This is a genomic window from Pseudomonas sp. N2-3-1-14 (assembly GCF_041228395.1).
Taxonomy (GTDB): Bacteria; Pseudomonadota; Gammaproteobacteria; order Pseudomonadales; family Pseudomonadaceae; genus Aquipseudomonas.
The window spans coordinates 204429-219600 of the sequence record NZ_CP166199.1 but is presented as its reverse complement, the minus strand read 5'-3'; the positions used below and the strand labels follow the sequence as shown (position 1 = coordinate 219600).

Genomic DNA, 15172 nt, shown 5'->3' with positions numbered 1-15172 from the left:
AGAAACATTCGGCGTGTATGCCCACGTGCATGCCTAACCGAAACCCAATCAACGAAACCCAGTAAATACTGGCTTTTGACCTACCAGTTCAAACGACACCTGGGCACCAGATACAGACGAAAAAAGCCCCAGGTCGAAAGACCTGGGGCTTTTTTGTGGGTGTCGATTAACGCTTCTGCAACGCCTCCAACCGCCCCGGCAAGTCTTCCCTGGGAAAGCGCTTATGCAGCGCCAGCAGCTGTTCATCGGCCGCTCTGGTTTCTCCAGCCCGGCGCAGCTCCACGATCTGCTGCAACCCCTCCTCCAATGATGGCAACGCCACCGCACGCTTGCTGAGTTTCGCGGCCGGCTCATCCGCCATTGCGCCGGCGACCTCAGCCTGAACCGGGGGTGCGGCAGCCATGCGGGCCATGGGCGCCGGTGCTGGCGCTGAATACGCTTGGACCACTGGGCGGGCGAGTTCCGGGTGGGGCGCGGAGAAGGTCGCGGTGGATATCTCCGGCTGCGGCACGGGTGAGCGCATCACCACGCCGATCATCAGCGCCACGCCGGCGACGGTGGCGAAAGCCATCTGCCAGCGCGGCTGGCGGCAGGCGTTCAGCCAGCGTTGCCATAGGCTCGGCGGCGGTGCCGGGGCTTCGCGGCGGGCGGTGTTGAGGATGAAGGCGTCGAGGGACGCGGGCGGCTCGCCTGTGCTGTGTTGACGAAAGTGTTGGAGCAACACGTCGTCGGGGTCCTGGGTGTGTCGGGGGTCGGTCATGCGGGTATCTCCTCGGCCAGCAGGCGGCGCAGTTTCTGCTGGGCGTAGCGCAGGCGGCTTTTGACGGTCTCCAGCGGGGCACCGGTGAGGGCGGCGATTTGCGGCACTTCGAGGTCGCCGTGCAGGCGCAGCAGGAAGACTTCGCGCTGGTCTTCGGGCAAGTCTTGCAACGCAGCGTCGAGGCGCGCCTGGTCGCGGCTCAGGCTCAGTTGCTGCTCGGGGCCGGCGCTGTCGTCGGGCTGGGCGTGCAGTTGCTCATCGTAGCTGTCGTGCAGCGGGTTGTGGATACCGTGCTTGCGCCAGTGATCGATCAGGCGGTTGCGGGCAATCTGGAACAACCACGTACGAAAGCTCGCCCGACCTTGTGGCTGAGTGGTGCTGCGGATCAGGCTGAGCCAGGTTTCCTGGTACACCTCTTCGGCCAGTTCGACCTTGTTGCTCAGGGACACCAGGAACCGGTACAAGCCTTGGCGATGGCGCGCGTACAAAACCTCGAACGCGGCGCCGTCACCGGCTCGGTAGCGGGTCAGCAGCGCTTCGTCGCTGGGTGAATCATCGGGTACGGCCATGTAGGTGGCGAACTCCTTTCGATGGATCAATGCAGATTACCTGTGGGAGCCGGGCTTGCCCGCGATGCAGACGCTTCGGTGTTTCAGTCACACCGCAGTGATGCTATCGCAGGCAAGCCAGCTCCCACATTGGATCGGCGCTGCAGGCAAAATCAGTGCTTAAGACTCTGCGCCAACTCCACCAGTTGCACGAACTCGTTGCGCAGCCCGAACGGGTCATCGCCTCGGGCCGAGCGGGCCAGTGCGGCGGTGTCCTGCAAACTCATGCTGCCAGTGTAGCGGCCATCGCCCTTGAGCTGTTGGGCGAAGGCTGCCACAGCTGCCGAGAAGCGCAGGTCGTCGCTGGCCTTGGTCGCCTGGTTGCTGATGGGCCGCTCAATCAATTGGCTGTCGCCGCCCGCCGCCGTTTTATAGCGCACGCGCAGCATCGCCAACTCTGTGGATGCGTGTTCAGCCGCCGGCGCAGCGGCGTAGCGCAACGGCTCCAGCCAGCCTTTCTGGCCCGCCGGGACAATTTCGTACAACGCCGTCACGGTATGCCCTGCGCCGATCTCGCCGGCATCCACCTTGTCGTTGTTGAAATCCTCACGTTTCAAGGCGCGGTTTTCATAGCCCAGCAGTCGGTACTCGCTGACCTGGGCCGGGTTGAATTCCACCTGCAATTTCACATCCTGCGCCACGACGGCCAGGGTTGAACTGAGCTGGTCGACGAGTACTTTTCGCGCTTCGCGCAGGTTGTCGATGTAGGCGTAGTTACCATCGCCCGCGTCGGCCAATTGCTCCATCAGGTGTTCGTTGTAGTTATCCACACCAAAGCCCAGGGTGGTCAGCGACACGCCGCTTTTACGCTGCTCGGCCGCCATCTGCTTGAGGCTGTCGAAGTCGCTGATGCCCACGTTGAAGTCACCGTCAGTGGCCAGCAGGATGCGGTTGATGCCCTTGTCGATAAACCCTGCGCGGGCCATCTGGTAGGCCAGCTCGATGCCGGATGCGCCGGCTGTGGAGCCGCCCGCAGTGAGTTGGTCGATGGCATTGCGGATCTTGGTTTTGTCGCGGCCGGAGGTGGGTTCGAGCACTACGCGGGACTCACCGGCATACACCACCAGCGACACACGGTCTTGGTCGCGGAGCTGGTCCACCAACAATTTCAGGGTGCTTTTCACAAGTGGCAAGCCTTCGCGGCGGTCCATGGAACCGGACACATCCACCAAAAAAACCAGGTTGGCCGGCGCCAGCTCCGCGACGGTGCGGTCGGACGCCTTGATGCCGATGCGCAGCAGCCGAGTGTGCGGGTTCCACGGTGTGGCGGCGATCTCTGTGGTCACGCCAAACGGCGAGCCGTCGGTGGGGCGTGCGTAGTCGTAGGGGAAGTAATTGACCATTTCCTCCAATCGCACAGCACCTTCAGGCGGTAGACGGCCTTGGTTGAGGAAGCGTCTTACGTTGGCATAGCTGCCGGTGTCGACATCGACACTGAAGGTCGAGACGGGCGTTTCGGCCACGCGGTGCACCGGGTTGTCCGGCAGGTTTGCGTAGTGCTCACGAGGCTCGCTGCGGTAGGCCATCGCCGCTGAATCCTGACTGACCATGCGCATGGCCATTGGCGCCGGCATCGGCATCGGCATGCGCTTGCTCAGCGCCCCCTGTACCGGCGCGCGTTGCAGCTCGGCGACAGGTGCAGCCTGCTCAGGCTTGGCGGCATCACGGGAAGAAGACAACCCACAACCGGCCAACGCGACCAGCAACGTAACGGTAAAGCCGTGGGCAGCAGGGCGCAGGAAAAGTAGCGGACGGGACATGGGCTGAACCTCGTGAATGAATGATCCGTTCACAAGGTCAGACGCAAGGTGTGGGGGGTTCGGGTTAAACCGGAGTCGGATAACACCTCGATCACTGTGCAAGTGTGTAGACGCTGGCTTGCCTGCGATGCAAACGCCTCGGTTTTCAGTTAAACCGAGGTGATGCTATCGCAGGCAAGCCAGCTCCCACATTGGATCTGCAGTGTTTTCCCTACCCGGATCAGTCGGTGCCGTACTTCGGATTACGCGGACCGTACAGAATCCCAGTGCGTTGCCCCGCCGACAGCAGGCGCGCACTGGTGATGCCGGCAATCGGGTGCGCGGCATCGGTGGAGCTGTTGATCACCTGCTTGACCGCCGCCGTGATCAGCATGCCCACCAGGCCGCCGCCATTGTTGTTGCCTTCCTCGCTCGACGCCCGCGCCGAACCGGTCCACAGCGTGGTGCCGGTGCGCAGGTCGACCAGTTTGGCCGACGCCGTCACCGAGGTGTCGCTGGAGATCAGCATGTACTTGGTGCCGTACTCGCTGACGGTGATGTACAGCGCCGCATCCGCGCCAAAGATGTCATGCAGCTTGGTCGGTGCCACGCCCTGGATGTCGTTGGCGGTGGTCAGGCCGTTCTGGCGGAAGGTTTCGTCCACCAGGGCAATCGGCAACACGTAGTAGCCCGCTTCGGCCAGCGGGTAAGTCACCTGCGACACCAGGCTGTAGGACGCTTGCACTTCCGGCGACTCATTGATCGGCGGCAGTACCAGGATCGACTTCGGCCGCGCCTGTTTGTATGCGGTGTAATCGATGGTCTTGGGCGCTGCGCAACCGCCGAGCAAGGCCAGGGCCAGCAAGGCGCCCGTGAGTTTTAACAGGCTCATTTGGTGGCGACTCCGGTCTTGGCGTTTTTCAGCAGAAAGTCCATGTAGGAAGCAGACTCGGGGAACAGGGCCTTCTCGGTGCGAAACTCCTGCACCATCTGGTCATCCTTGCCCATGGTCATGTACAGCATGCCCAGGTGGGCGTGGTAACCCGGCGGCGCTTTGCGGCCACTGGCATTGATCTTTTGCAGATCGCGCTCCAGCGCCTCAACCTGCGCTTCCTTGGGCTCGCCCTTGAAGTACTCGTAAACCTGCGGCTGGTAGCTTTCCCACTGATACAGGGGTTGGGGCGCCGTTTGGCACCCGGCGACCGTCGCGATTGTTGTCAGCATCAGCGCCAACTTCACTGCCTTGCTCATCCGTGTACTGCTCCTTGAGGTGCTGCTGATCAGTTGCGCGGGTTCCAGGCGCCGGCGTTGATGCCGTCGACGAGGCGGTTGATGGCTTCGCGCATGGCCAGGTCCAGGACCTTGCCATTGAGGGTGGAGTCGTAGCTGGCGGTGCCGCCAAAACCGATGACTTCACGGTTGGACAGGGCGTATTCACCGGCGCCCTGGGTGGAATACACCACTTCGGAGGTGCTGATGTTGACGATGTTCAGCGCGACTTTGGCGTAAGCCACTTGGGTTTTGCCACGGCCAAGAATGCCGAACAGCTGGCGGTCGCCGGTCTCTTTGCGGCCGAACTCGGTGACGTCGCCGGTCACTACGTAGTCCGCGCCTTTAAGCTTCTGTACGGTGCCTTTGATCGCGGCTTCCTGGGAGATTTCGCCCATGTTGTCGCGGTCCAGCACGCTGAAGCGGTTGGTCTGCTGCAGGTGGGTGATCAGGATGGTCTTGGCTTGGCCACCGAGGCGGTCGACGCCGTCGGAGAAGATGCCGCGCATGTAGCTGGAGCGGTTATCGAATTTGCCCACGGCAATCGGCACGCGCACGCCGGAATAGGCGACGTTGGCGCTGGCGACTTGTTCCACCGGCATCGCGCGGTTGCTCTCCGTGGCGCAACCGGCCACGGTCAGCAGCGCTGCGGCGGTGAGGCCAGACAGCAGGATTTTGGACAGTGTTTTCACAGGGTGCTCCTAAGGTGAGAGGTCCGCGGTTGCAGCGGGTGAACCCGCGGGAGGGACTGTTGTGTACGTCAACTACGCTGTCGCGGCGATCAGACCTTGCTGAAAAAACGCGCGATCTTGCCCAGTACCTCAACATCAAAGGTGTCGGGCCAGCAGGCAGGTGTTTTGGCAAGGATGACCGGCGCGCAGCGGCCCGGCTGGAAAGTGCAGCCCGCAATCAGGCAGGTGACGGGGAGAAAAGCAGAAGTGCGCATTGCTTGATTCGTCCTTGAAAAATGCGATGTAGCCAATGCCGCGGCATTTTACGGGGTTGCCCGATGTACTCAAGCGGTTTTGCCGCCACCGTGAAGTTCGCCGCCCAACGGCGGCCTGCTAAGCTGCGCGCCCACCTCAAGTTTCACAGCCACCGGTCGAGACACTGGCTTGGCTTGCTCATTAAATAGGGATATTGCGTGTTGAACACCCTCCTGAGGGCTGCGGCCCTGATCGCGACGCTGTCGATGACCGGCTGCGTCTCCTACACCGTCACCGGCCCCATCGGTGCCCCGCTCCACCCGGCTGCTGCCAGCAGCCCGCGCAGTGCACAAATCGCTGACGTGACGGTGAACGCCGCCGACGTCAACGAGGCCAACAAAACTGCGATCAGCCGCTCGCTCACGGCCCAGCTCAACCAGTACGTGCGCGCGGCGGGTTACTTCAAGCAGGTCACCGAGTACCCCACGCGCCTGGAAGAAAACGACGTGGTGCTCAAATTCAACATGACCTCACTCAAAGGCCATCGCGCACCGCACCCGGCCTACGTACCCGGCGCGCTGCTGACGCTGACGATCTGGATCTGGGTCAACGGGCCGATCTACGTCGACAGCTTCGACGTGGCCGGCAACCTGGTGATCGTCGACCGCAACGGCAAAGAACTGGCCACGGCCGAGCAAGCGCTCAAGTTCGAACACAACGTCGGTCTGTATGGCGGCGAATACTGGGCACCGTCGATGGGCGCCCAGCAGCTGAACAAACTGGTCGCGCAACTGCTCGACACCGCTACCGCCAAACTGGCCAAACCCTGAATTCAAGGAGCAACACATGAAAGGATTGATCAAGCACAGCCTGGTCCTCGCCGCGATCTTGCTGAGCGGTTGCGTGTCCTACTCGCAACACGAACTGCCACCGGTGCAGACTTGGCCGCCGACCGCCAACGCGCCAGCGCAGAAACCCACCGCATTCGTGCGCACCACAGCGCTGAACCAAGTCAACGGTGGCCCCGCCAACGCCGCCGCCGGCGCCCCGGCAGCGCTATGGGAAAAAGCTGTGGCGGATGCCTTCCGCCAGTCCAACCGCTTCGCGCGGGTAAGCACTGACAAAGTGGACTCGGACATTTACGCCGACGCCAAGCTGTATAACAACGAACAGTTCAGCATGGCCTCGGCGATCATTACCGGTGCCACCTTCTTCATTATTCCGTCCACGGCGAAAAACACCTTCACGATGGAAACGGTGTTCAAGGACAAGGACGGCAAAGAATTGGGCCGGGTGAGCAAAAGCGAATCCGTGCGCACCTGGATGCACCTGGTGCTGATCCTGGGCATCCCGTTCCAGGCGAACACGGGTGAAGTGGTTGAAGCGTTGACGCGCAGCACGCTGGACGAGGCGGTGCAGCGCAAGTTGTTCTGATTCGGTAGCGATCGCACCCTGTGGCGAGCGGGCTTGCCCCGCGTTGGACTGCGTAGCAGGCCCATTTTTGGGGGTCGCTTCGCAACCCAACGCGGGGCAAGCCCGCTCGCCACGGTCACCGTGCTCGCCTTGGCAATTGCGTCGCCGGCTCAGTCCGCGGCCACTGTCACCTCCACCGGTTTGCGCTCACCCGTCGCCGTCACTTCATAAATGCTCATCACAAACGCATCACTGATAACCGTCTCAATCAGGTAATGCTTCTTCAGCTGCACGGTGGCGATCGCACCCTGTCGCGAGCGGGCTTGCCCCGCGTTGGACTGCGTAGCAGGCCCATTTTTGGGGGGCGCTTCGCAACTCAACGCGGGGCAAGCCCGCTCGCCACGGTCGCAGTGCTCGCCTTGGCATTTGCGTCGCCGGCTCAGTCCGCGGCCACTGTCACCTCCACCGGTTTGCGCTCACCCGTCGCCGTCACTTCATAAATGCTCATCACAAACGCATCACTGATGACCGTCTCAATCAGGTAATGCTGCTTCGGCTGCACGGTGACGATCGCACCCTGTGGCGAGCGGGCTTGCCCCGCGTTGGACTGCGTAGCAGGCCCATTTTTGGGGGGCGCTTCGCAACTCAACGCGGGGCAAGCCCGCTCGCCACGGTCACCGTGCTCGCCTTGGCAATTGCGTCGCCGGCTCAGTCCGCGGCCACTGTCACCTCCACCGGTTTGCGCTCACCCGTCGCCGTCACTTCATAAATGCTCATCACAAACGCATCACTGATGACCGTCTCAATCAGGTAATGCTTCTTCGGCTGCACGGTGACGATCGCACCCTGTGGCGAGCGGGCTTGCCCCGCGTTGGACTGCGTAGCAGGCCCATTTTTGGGGGTCGCTTCGCAACCCAACGCGGGGCAAGCCCGCTCGCCACGGTCGCAGTGCTCGCCTTGGCAAGTGCGTCGCCGGCTCAGTCCGCGCCCACTGTCACCTCCACCGGTTTGCGCTCACCCGTCGTCGTTACTTCATAAATGCTCATCACAAACGCATCACTGATGACCGTCTCAATCAGGTAATGCTTCTTCGGCTGCGGCGTAAACACCTGAGTCGCCGGTTGCGCCGTAATGGCATAGCCAAACATGGAATGCATCGGAATGCCGTTGAGCGTCGCGATCTGCTGCTTGACGTTCGCGTGTATGCGCAGCGGTTTGTTGGCCTCGATCACTTTGTCGATAGAGTCAGTGCCACCGCCGATTTTTTTCAGGTAGCCCGGCACGCGGCTGAAGTAATACCCGTCGTAGACCCGCTCGCCAGCCTCGGCCAAGCCATAACTCGACTCCGCGTACGCCAGGGAATAGGTCACGGGGTTGTCGCCTGCGCCGCCCTTGGTGCGAAATGTCAGGCTGGCCTGATGGTCATTGGTGGCCAACGGAACCACCGCCTTCGAGAAATTTTGCTCGGCAAGCCGATGGCTGCTGCACCCCGCCATCAGCACGGCAAAGGCCAGCGCGACGGGGATTGCGATGGATGCTTTCATAAGAACCTCGAGTTTGAATAATCGTGGTCCGGGGCCAGCACGCCCCGGACCGAGCAACGCCGTCAGCGCTTAAAAGGCATACCGCGCCTTGAGCATTACGCCATCGGCGTCAAACCCGCTGCGCGCCTGGCGGGTGTAGCTGGCGCCCACGGTAAAGTCCGACACCTGGTAGTTCACGCCCACGCTGGCTTCATAACTGTCACGCGCCACCGAAGCGCCGGTGACGGTGAATGGCGAGCCACCTGCCACGAAGCTGGAGGTTTGCGCGACGCGATCGCCTATCAGGTCGTGATAGGCCATCACGGTTGCTTCCGGTTGCAGCTTGCCAGCACCCATCGGCAGGTTGCCCGCCAACCGCAGGCCGGCGCCCAGCTCACCCACTTCATAGCGTTGCGAGCGGGTGCTCAGCGCTGCCGAAGAGCCCTTCTCGTCGTAGCCATCCATGCGCACGTTGGCATAACGCGCCGCCACGCGCGGCTCGATCACCACCGCCTGCGACGGCTTGAAGCTGTAACCGCCGATCACGCTGGCCGCCAACACATTACTGTCGTAGCTGCCCTTGGCCGTGGTGCCCGCCACATGGCGTTTGCTGTCGTTGTCGTTGTGGCCGTAGCTGAGGCTGCCGTCGACAAACCAGTTTTGCAGCGCCCAGTTGCCATACAGCGACAGCGCGTGGCCCTCGACGTCAGTCTTGTTGCCCAGGTCGGAATGGATGTTGGAGTTGAGGTAGCTGTAGGCCAGGCCCAAGCGGGTGGTGTCGTTCAAGCGACCGTCCACACCCACCGCCATGCCGCTGCTGTTGGCCGAGTAGCCGTTGTTGCCGCCACGGCCGTCCTGGTCCATGTTGCTGCTCAGGCCCTGCACCCACACGCCGCCGGTTTGATGGCCTTCGCGCTGATCAGTGAGGCGGTTGAAGATCGCGCCGTTGATCACGGTTTGACCCGACAACGCCACGTCCAGCGCGCCACGGTTGACGTCTGGCTTGAGCTGCTCGCTCACCTGAGCAAGCTGTTGCGCAGTACCGGCGTTGGCGAGGGACTGGAACACGGGGTCGTTCTGGTTCAGCCCGCCGAGCACCTCGTTCTTGAAGGTATTGACCGCCGTCGCCGCTGCGGCGGTGGCACCTGCACCGGCAAGTTCCTGCTGCACTTGCTGGTTGTCTTTAACCGCGACGACAGCCTTGACCGTTTGGGCATCCGCCGAGTAGCTGAGCACGTTGAGCAGCGATGAAGAACTGGCAACAGACAGCCCGTTGTTTTGCACGCTGCTGGCTTGCAGCAGTGTGTACTGGGTGCCGTTGTTGGTGCGGGTGAAATCGCCAGGGTTGGCGCTCACGGTCAGCTTTGAGGCCTGGGCAAAATTGGCCGTGCCGTTGACCGTCAGGTACGGCGTGGTCGGCACCACGCTGTCGGCCAAGTGCATATCAATGCCCGCGCCGCTGGCGACGTTGAGGTCGCCGGTGATCGTGGTGCCCGGCGCAGAGAGGTTCAACGAACCGGCGTTGACCGAGACCGGCGCGATGATGCGTTGGCCGACGAAATCAGCCTGGCCCGCGACATTCACCGCGCTCAAGTTGAGCAGGTCGCCGGTGATTTTGCCGCCCGTCCAGTTCAGCGTGGCGAGGTTGGCGGCGTCGATGGCGGTGCCGGCGTTACTGCGGATCTCGCCGGCTTGCTGGTTGATTTCGAAAGGCGAGGTTTGGTACCGCGCATCCACCAGGATCGCCGTGCTGTCGGCCTTGATCAGGCCACGGTTGACGATGCCGCGCGCGCCCGTCTGTGGGTTCAAGGTAAAGGTCGCGCCCCGCAGGCTGACAGCGACCGCGTTGGCGCCATTGGCTTCGAGGGTGCCGGTGTTGAGCAGATAGTCGTAAGTACCGGAGTCGAACCGCACCGCTCTGGCAAGGCCGCCATTGACCGTCACCAACCCGCTGTTTTCAATGCGCAGGTCACTGGTGTCGGTTTCAACCTCAATGCCCAGCGCCTCTTCACCGGTGACGCGAATAGTGCCGGAGTTGAGAATCTTGCCGCCGACGGTCACCGGCAAATTGTTGTGGGTGTCCAGGATCAGGCCGAAGCCGTAGTAGGACGTCACGTCCACCAGGCCGGAGTTGACGACATCGCCGCCTACGGTGGTGCCGTTGAGGTAGATCCCCTCGCCGTCGCTCTCGGGGCCGGAACCCGGCACGTCGACGGTGATGATGGTGCCAGTGTTGATCACGTTGCCGCCGACGGTGGCGGCGCCTACCTCAAACCCTTCGGCCCAGGTCTGGTTGGTCAGCCTGATCACACCGGACTGAACCACATCGCCGGTGATAATGCCGCCACGGGCTCTGAGATCTGAGTCAATCGCACCATCCACCACGAACCCGCGAATGTTGAGGCCACTACCATCGATGGTGTAGTCGGCACGGTTGATCAGCGAGCCCTGAATATCGGTCTCGGCAACACTCGCCCCATCGACATAACGCTGGGTGGCCACCACATTGCGCGAACCGACCAAGGTCACAGGCTCGTTGAACACCTGGCCTTTCCACGTGTTCTGGCCGCTGCTGACGTCAAATTCCACCGCAGCAACGTGCGCGGCGCCTGCGCTGACCATCAAGGCCAACAGGGTTTTCTGGAACGGCTTACGCTTCATTTCAAACTCCATGAACTACAGTCAAAGCCGCCAATAAGCCCGGCGGCTGTAGGTGTGCTGAGCGAAGGATCACTTGATCCGAGTGCATGCCCCCAAGGCGCCTTTCTGAAACGCAGGCGCGAGCAAACGCACCGCAGCCAGTGGTGGCAGGAGAGGGAATAGGGAGGCGAGGTTCACATTAGTCCTTAATGTATTTTGAAAACGCTGCAGTCCATGCAGCCCTACCGGTTGCGGGTGGGCGGGGTAAAGACCCGGGTTTGAGGGAAATGGTTCCTTTTGCGGTAGGACGCTTCCCGAAACGACTGGGGATTTGCGTAATACCCGTGAGCAGACGGCGGGAAGCGTTGGCGTCGGTGGGGGTTGGGGATAGGACGCAGGGGTTTGAGTCAGGGCGTTGATGCCTTGCGTGGGTTTAGGTGCGGGGCTTATAGTCCGGGCCGTCGCCCATATGGCGATCAGGTTTGGCGACCTGACAACAGAGTGCAAAAGCAACCCGCTTCCATGCAGGTGTTTTTGCACCCGCAAAGCTGTGCATGTTATGGCGGCTGTGCGCGGGAGACCTTCGGGTCTGCCGGTTACTCTGTTCCGGTTCGCCAACCTGCGTACAGCTGCCACCCATTCGTTTGGCGACGAATGCGTGGTGGCTTAATCCACCAACAGAGTACTGAAAATGAACCAATACATGCCCCTAACGGGCCACGACTGCACCGTCCCCGCTCTGCTTATCGACACCAGTGCGCCCCTCGACGTGCTCCACGACGCCGCCGTGTACCGGATTCGAGCCGTCACGCAACTGTTGGAAAACCTGGCCTTCCGCGAACAGCTCAGCAGCGATGCCGTGGTGCTTCAAGACTTCGCCCAATTGCTGGCTATTCCGCTGCGTGATGGGTGTGATTTGCTGGATGTCATCAGTCGTAGACTCAATGCCGATCCATCTTGAGTGAAAGCCGGGCGGCTTAGACGTCGCCCGTTTTGTATGTGGGTGGTAGAGAAGAAAATCACTCCAACGAGATTAAATAAATCTGCGGCTTTTTCCTTCTTGAGAGATTGGGCCGGAAGACTCGCACATGTAAGATCGAGGTCTTTCGCATCAAATAGATGCTGATTACAGAAACGACAAGGAGGGTTGTTACACGATGAAATTACTCACACTCACCGCAAGCGTACTGCTTCTAATAGGGTGCACCAGCTACGATAAGACGAACCTGCGTAACGAAGCTGAAGCGGCCAAGTACGATCCGACTACCAGCGCGCGCATCCGCATCTATTCTGCACCGGAAAAGTACGCCATCTATGTCCCCGGCAAAACCTGTGAGGCCTACTACAACCATCCAGAAAATGGTCGCTTACAGGGAAGCATTGCTACTCGCGCCCATGATCCCAAACAAAGCTACATCCTCTGGCGCACCGCCGACCTACTTGGCATGAAGGCCGAGGACTACCAAAACCGCGTGATCGGCATGCCCGCCACCGCGCACACCGAAGCAGTGAAAACCGACCGGCTGGGCTACGACGAATTCGTCATCCCCGCCCACCAGCCAGTTCTGGTCGACATCGGGTATAAATCCGAAAACGGTTATTGCTACCCACCTACCATCCAGTTCGTCCCAGAGGCCGGAAAGGATTACGAAGCAAGCATCGAATTCCACAAGCAGAATTTCTACTCCGCCAAGTGTTCTATCGAGCTGGTAACACTCAGCGGCGCCGGCTCCTTCCAGGAAACCCAGCCCGTTTCAACCAACATCTGCCGCCCTGATCGCGACGGGCACTACTCCACCGTCGCGCCTTGAGCTGAGGGAAATAGGGGACAGACCCTGAGGGGAATAGGGGGAATAGGGGTCAGACCACTATTCCTCTATTCTTTTAACTGACACTTTTCGGGCGTCCTGACACGCCCTGCGAAACTCTTTTACCTAACGCCTGCGCTATCTCGGACGCAAACTTCTGATCGCCCAAAACGTAATTACCGTTTGTAGAAGATCGAATTTGTTCTATCAGCCCAGGTGAAAGTCGAGCATTGAATATAGACCGGTAAGCTTCGGCTCGTTGCGCGGCGCCGCTACCTAATTCGTTATAAACCGCATGCGCGCTTATAAAGCCTGATAGCTCGCCCTGTGCGTTTGCCCTATAGCTGGTCCAGCGATAGTCGCCCGGATGAGCAACCATACCGGCTCTGACCGGGTTCATTTCGATATATCGATAGCAAGCTAAAACATAGTTGTCTTGTTGAACCAAACAGGAGCGGAAACGGCCTTCCCACAACGTGCCCGTTCGTTGATATGTTCGATTGACATATTGAACGTAGCGCTGCCCCAGTCCCTTCATAAGCAAGCCGGCCCCTGCGCAGCAACTGGGAGTAAACAACAAATGAACATGATTTGTCATCAAGCACAATGCGTGAACTTTACAGCCATACAATTCAGCAAGCACGGCTAATGTATCAATGTAAAAAAATATAGTCTTCATCTGAATAATGTGCAACGGGATATCCGGCAGGAAAACCCTAGGACGGCGAGCCATATAAACCCCTAACTGGATAAGAGCTTACAGCTAAGCCGCCCTTCAACAGGCCAACAGATTGGAATAATTACAAAAAATAAATCACATTTTTAAAGAGCAACTCTGCTTAACTCTAAAAAACAAAACCGTGGTCTGACCCCTATTTTCCTCTATTTTCCCTCGCTTTATATAAACCGAAGTTTCCAATAGTCATTGCCCGCCACTATCCAGTACCGCTCGCGAGCAGGGATCAAAAAGCTAAAATCAAAGCATTCAGCAGTCCAGTCCGAATAAGCTAGACTTTCATGAAGAACGTATCGCTGGCCGTCGTATTCGCAACAATGCCGACGGCGAAAAGGGGACAGATTTATTAAAGTAAGAAAGAACTCGGAAAATTAAATAAATCCGTCTCCTTTTTCATTTTGGTGGCCGAGAACAACTGGAGATATTGGAGCATGCTCTGCGTGATGAGGTCCTTCATCAGGCGCAGAGCTTGGAGTAAATTTGTGGGGATCCCTCAGGGTCTGCCCTATATTTTTCCTTTTTCCTTTTTACTTTAAGCATTCAACACTGTAAAGCTTACATCACCGGACCTCAAAAATTCTTGAAAACAAGAAATAACGATATCTATATTTCTTGTGACAAAACTCTCCGGATAGTAATCGCCCAGAACATCAACCAATTTTGCTCCAGTCGACGTATTATTAAGAGTACGCACAACATGCTCACCATCATCAAGGTATTGGTTCAGCATCAGAATATAATTTCCAGAATCAGCATAAAGATTGATTTCGTAAGGTCCGGCTTCAGGTGCCGGGGAAATCGACAACGAAGCGACGCCGTCGACTTTCCTATATTCACATATAATGGACCTTACATCTTCCATGGTCGGTTGATCAATGAGAGGGATTTGCGATTTGCCATGCTCAGGACTAAGGGTATACCCTCCGATGATCATCTATTTTTTCTCCTTAATAGACTTCATACCTGACTCCCAGTAATAGTTTTTCGGAAGTCCTGTTTTATCATCTATAGCTCTTACGGTTAAAGATTTCAACTCAGCCTTTTCTGCGGCAGCGGCTATGTCACCTTTGCAGAATCCGCATACATCTTTCCCTGCGACTGTCATAGACATGTCCGCTCCGGCATTTTTACCAGAGCTATATGCTTGCTGGATCACACCGATTTCAGCGTGGGCATCTTTCATATTTCCGTTTGGATAAAGTTTGCCAGGATTCGCAGCGGCTTTATCTGCAATCCTATCCGTGATCAACGAAGGTATTTTCGGGTCCGCCTCGTTGAGAAAAATAGGGGTCAGACCACTATTCTTCCGAGGACGACAAAAACAGAAAAGTCACAAAAAATAAATCATGTTTTTAAAGAGCAACTCTGCTGAACTCTAAAAAACGAAAAACGTGGTCTGACCCCTATTTCCGTTTTCCTTGATTAAGCAAGGCGCCCTCTTAAACGAGCGCGAGGGAAAATAATAAAAAAAGCAGGCAGCCAACGCTGTACTTGTGGCGAGGGAGCTTGCTCCCGTTGGGCTGCGCAGCAGCCCCATTTTTTCTGGCGACCGGCACCGCCACCCTTCAAGCCCAGGCCTACTCAACAGACTCAACCGTAGTCTTGGGCAAAACCCAATACGCTGTGCCCCCCAATGAGACCCCGCCATACAGGAAACACACGAGCGCGGGCATCAGGCCACTCATCATCCAATGCGCCTCCCAATCGCTGGTAAGGCTCAACACTATAAAACCGGCCCACGCCGCCGCGA

19 protein-coding genes are annotated in these 15172 nt (G+C 58.9%); 4 read left to right on the top strand and 15 right to left on the bottom strand.

All coding sequences use genetic code 11. The features are described from left to right. Window positions 1-166: 166 nt before the first annotated feature. The 7 genes from AB5I78_RS00910 to AB5I78_RS00880 form a co-directional block, all read right to left on the bottom strand. Complete coding sequence (locus tag AB5I78_RS00910; protein WP_369301821.1) at window positions 167-760, bottom strand: hypothetical protein; 594 nt, start codon at window positions 758-760, stop codon at window positions 167-169. Beyond that, a complete protein-coding gene (locus tag AB5I78_RS00905; protein ID WP_369301822.1) occupies window positions 757-1329 on the bottom strand; it encodes an RNA polymerase sigma factor in 573 nt (190 codons plus the stop codon). Before AB5I78_RS00905 ends, AB5I78_RS00910 begins: the two co-directional genes overlap by 4 nt. 152 nt (window positions 1330-1481) lie before the next feature. After that, window positions 1482-3128 carry a von Willebrand factor type A domain-containing protein gene (locus AB5I78_RS00900; RefSeq protein WP_369301823.1) on the bottom strand — a complete coding sequence of 549 codons (1647 nt, stop codon included), beginning with the start codon at window positions 3126-3128 and terminating at the stop codon, window positions 1482-1484. Window positions 3129-3348: 220 nt separating this feature from the next. Continuing rightward, window positions 3349-3999: a DUF799 domain-containing protein gene (locus tag AB5I78_RS00895; protein WP_369301824.1), complete on the bottom strand. Its 651-nt coding sequence runs from the start codon at window positions 3997-3999 to the stop codon at window positions 3349-3351. Beyond that, on the bottom strand, window positions 3996-4358 hold the full coding sequence (locus AB5I78_RS00890; RefSeq protein ID WP_106577341.1) for a DUF4810 domain-containing protein: 363 nt from the start codon (window positions 4356-4358) through the stop codon (window positions 3996-3998). The genes AB5I78_RS00895 and AB5I78_RS00890 overlap by 4 nt, the downstream gene beginning before the upstream one ends. 29 nt (window positions 4359-4387) lie before the next feature. Continuing rightward, entirely contained in the window at window positions 4388-5068 is a 681-nt protein-coding gene (locus tag AB5I78_RS00885) for a CsgG/HfaB family protein (RefSeq protein WP_010214228.1), read from the bottom strand. 89 nt (window positions 5069-5157) lie between these two features. After that, window positions 5158-5322, bottom strand: a complete 165-nt coding sequence (locus AB5I78_RS00880; protein ID WP_369301825.1) for a hypothetical protein — start codon at window positions 5320-5322, stop codon at window positions 5158-5160. Window positions 5323-5520: 198 nt separating this feature from the next. Between AB5I78_RS00880 and AB5I78_RS00875 the strand changes: the two genes are divergently transcribed. Both AB5I78_RS00875 and AB5I78_RS00870 read left to right on the top strand, forming a co-directional pair. Further along, a complete protein-coding gene (locus AB5I78_RS00875) occupies window positions 5521-6132 on the top strand; it encodes a hypothetical protein (RefSeq protein ID WP_369301826.1) in 612 nt (203 codons plus the stop codon). A 16-nt stretch (window positions 6133-6148) separates the two neighbouring features. Next, the gene (locus tag AB5I78_RS00870; protein ID WP_369301827.1) at window positions 6149-6736 is read left to right on the top strand and encodes a hypothetical protein; all 588 of its coding nucleotides are present in this window, start codon (window positions 6149-6151) and stop codon (window positions 6734-6736) included. A gap of 149 nt (window positions 6737-6885) precedes the next feature. On the opposite strand, the gene AB5I78_RS00865 is transcribed toward AB5I78_RS00870, so the two are convergent. From AB5I78_RS00865 to AB5I78_RS00845, 5 genes are all read right to left on the bottom strand, one after another. Beyond that, window positions 6886-7008 (bottom strand): hypothetical protein, encoded by a 123-nt coding sequence (locus AB5I78_RS00865; RefSeq protein WP_370004329.1) that lies wholly within the window; start codon window positions 7006-7008, stop codon window positions 6886-6888. Window positions 7009-7154: 146 nt separating this feature from the next. Next, window positions 7155-7277, bottom strand: a complete 123-nt coding sequence (locus tag AB5I78_RS00860) for a hypothetical protein (protein WP_370004328.1) — start codon at window positions 7275-7277, stop codon at window positions 7155-7157. Window positions 7278-7423: 146 nt separating this feature from the next. Continuing rightward, entirely contained in the window at window positions 7424-7546 is a 123-nt protein-coding gene (locus tag AB5I78_RS00855) for a hypothetical protein (RefSeq protein WP_277933770.1), read from the bottom strand. A gap of 146 nt (window positions 7547-7692) precedes the next feature. Then, the gene (locus tag AB5I78_RS00850; RefSeq protein WP_370004327.1) at window positions 7693-8259 is read right to left on the bottom strand and encodes a hypothetical protein; all 567 of its coding nucleotides are present in this window, start codon (window positions 8257-8259) and stop codon (window positions 7693-7695) included. A 69-nt stretch (window positions 8260-8328) separates the two neighbouring features. Further along, window positions 8329-10899: an autotransporter domain-containing protein gene (locus AB5I78_RS00845; RefSeq protein WP_369301829.1), complete on the bottom strand. Its 2571-nt coding sequence runs from the start codon at window positions 10897-10899 to the stop codon at window positions 8329-8331. A 682-nt stretch (window positions 10900-11581) separates the two neighbouring features. On the opposite strand from AB5I78_RS00845, the gene AB5I78_RS00840 reads away from it, so the two are divergent. Then, the gene (locus tag AB5I78_RS00840) at window positions 11582-11839 is read left to right on the top strand and encodes a hypothetical protein (protein ID WP_369301830.1); all 258 of its coding nucleotides are present in this window, start codon (window positions 11582-11584) and stop codon (window positions 11837-11839) included. Between the two features lie 196 nt (window positions 11840-12035). After that, window positions 12036-12689, top strand: coding sequence for a hypothetical protein (locus tag AB5I78_RS00835; protein WP_369301831.1), 654 nt, complete (start codon window positions 12036-12038; stop codon window positions 12687-12689). Window positions 12690-12762: 73 nt separating this feature from the next. Here the strand turns inward: AB5I78_RS00835 and AB5I78_RS00830 are convergent, their stop codons facing one another. The 3 genes from AB5I78_RS00830 to AB5I78_RS00820 form a co-directional block, all read right to left on the bottom strand. After that, window positions 12763-13419: a transposase gene (locus tag AB5I78_RS00830; protein WP_369301832.1), complete on the bottom strand. Its 657-nt coding sequence runs from the start codon at window positions 13417-13419 to the stop codon at window positions 12763-12765. 535 nt (window positions 13420-13954) lie between these two features. Beyond that, window positions 13955-14356, bottom strand: coding sequence for a hypothetical protein (locus tag AB5I78_RS00825; protein WP_369301833.1), 402 nt, complete (start codon window positions 14354-14356; stop codon window positions 13955-13957). Continuing rightward, complete coding sequence (locus AB5I78_RS00820) at window positions 14357-14605, bottom strand: hypothetical protein (protein WP_370004326.1); 249 nt, start codon at window positions 14603-14605, stop codon at window positions 14357-14359. Window positions 14606-15172 lie beyond the last annotated feature (567 nt).

Coding starts and splice junctions, on each gene's coding strand:
- AB5I78_RS00845 (WP_369301829.1), bottom strand. CDS start 10,899: ATGAAGCGTAAGCCGTTCCAGAAAACCCTGTTGGCCTTGATGGTCAGC.
- AB5I78_RS00870 (WP_369301827.1), top strand. CDS start 6,149: ATGAAAGGATTGATCAAGCACAGCCTGGTCCTCGCCGCGATCTTGCTG.
- AB5I78_RS00825 (WP_369301833.1), bottom strand. CDS start 14,356: ATGATCATCGGAGGGTATACCCTTAGTCCTGAGCATGGCAAATCGCAA.
- AB5I78_RS00905 (WP_369301822.1), bottom strand. CDS start 1,329: ATGGCCGTACCCGATGATTCACCCAGCGACGAAGCGCTGCTGACCCGC.
- AB5I78_RS00840 (WP_369301830.1), top strand. CDS start 11,582: ATGCCCCTAACGGGCCACGACTGCACCGTCCCCGCTCTGCTTATCGAC.
- AB5I78_RS00880 (WP_369301825.1), bottom strand. CDS start 5,322: ATGCGCACTTCTGCTTTTCTCCCCGTCACCTGCCTGATTGCGGGCTGC.
- AB5I78_RS00895 (WP_369301824.1), bottom strand. CDS start 3,999: ATGAGCCTGTTAAAACTCACGGGCGCCTTGCTGGCCCTGGCCTTGCTC.
- AB5I78_RS00835 (WP_369301831.1), top strand. CDS start 12,036: ATGAAATTACTCACACTCACCGCAAGCGTACTGCTTCTAATAGGGTGC.
- AB5I78_RS00820 (WP_370004326.1), bottom strand. CDS start 14,605: ATGAAAGATGCCCACGCTGAAATCGGTGTGATCCAGCAAGCATATAGC.
- AB5I78_RS00890 (WP_106577341.1), bottom strand. CDS start 4,358: ATGAGCAAGGCAGTGAAGTTGGCGCTGATGCTGACAACAATCGCGACG.
- AB5I78_RS00850 (WP_370004327.1), bottom strand. CDS start 8,259: ATGAAAGCATCCATCGCAATCCCCGTCGCGCTGGCCTTTGCCGTGCTG.
- AB5I78_RS00900 (WP_369301823.1), bottom strand. CDS start 3,128: ATGTCCCGTCCGCTACTTTTCCTGCGCCCTGCTGCCCACGGCTTTACC.
- AB5I78_RS00910 (WP_369301821.1), bottom strand. CDS start 760: ATGACCGACCCCCGACACACCCAGGACCCCGACGACGTGTTGCTCCAA.
- AB5I78_RS00830 (WP_369301832.1), bottom strand. CDS start 13,419: ATGGCTCGCCGTCCTAGGGTTTTCCTGCCGGATATCCCGTTGCACATT.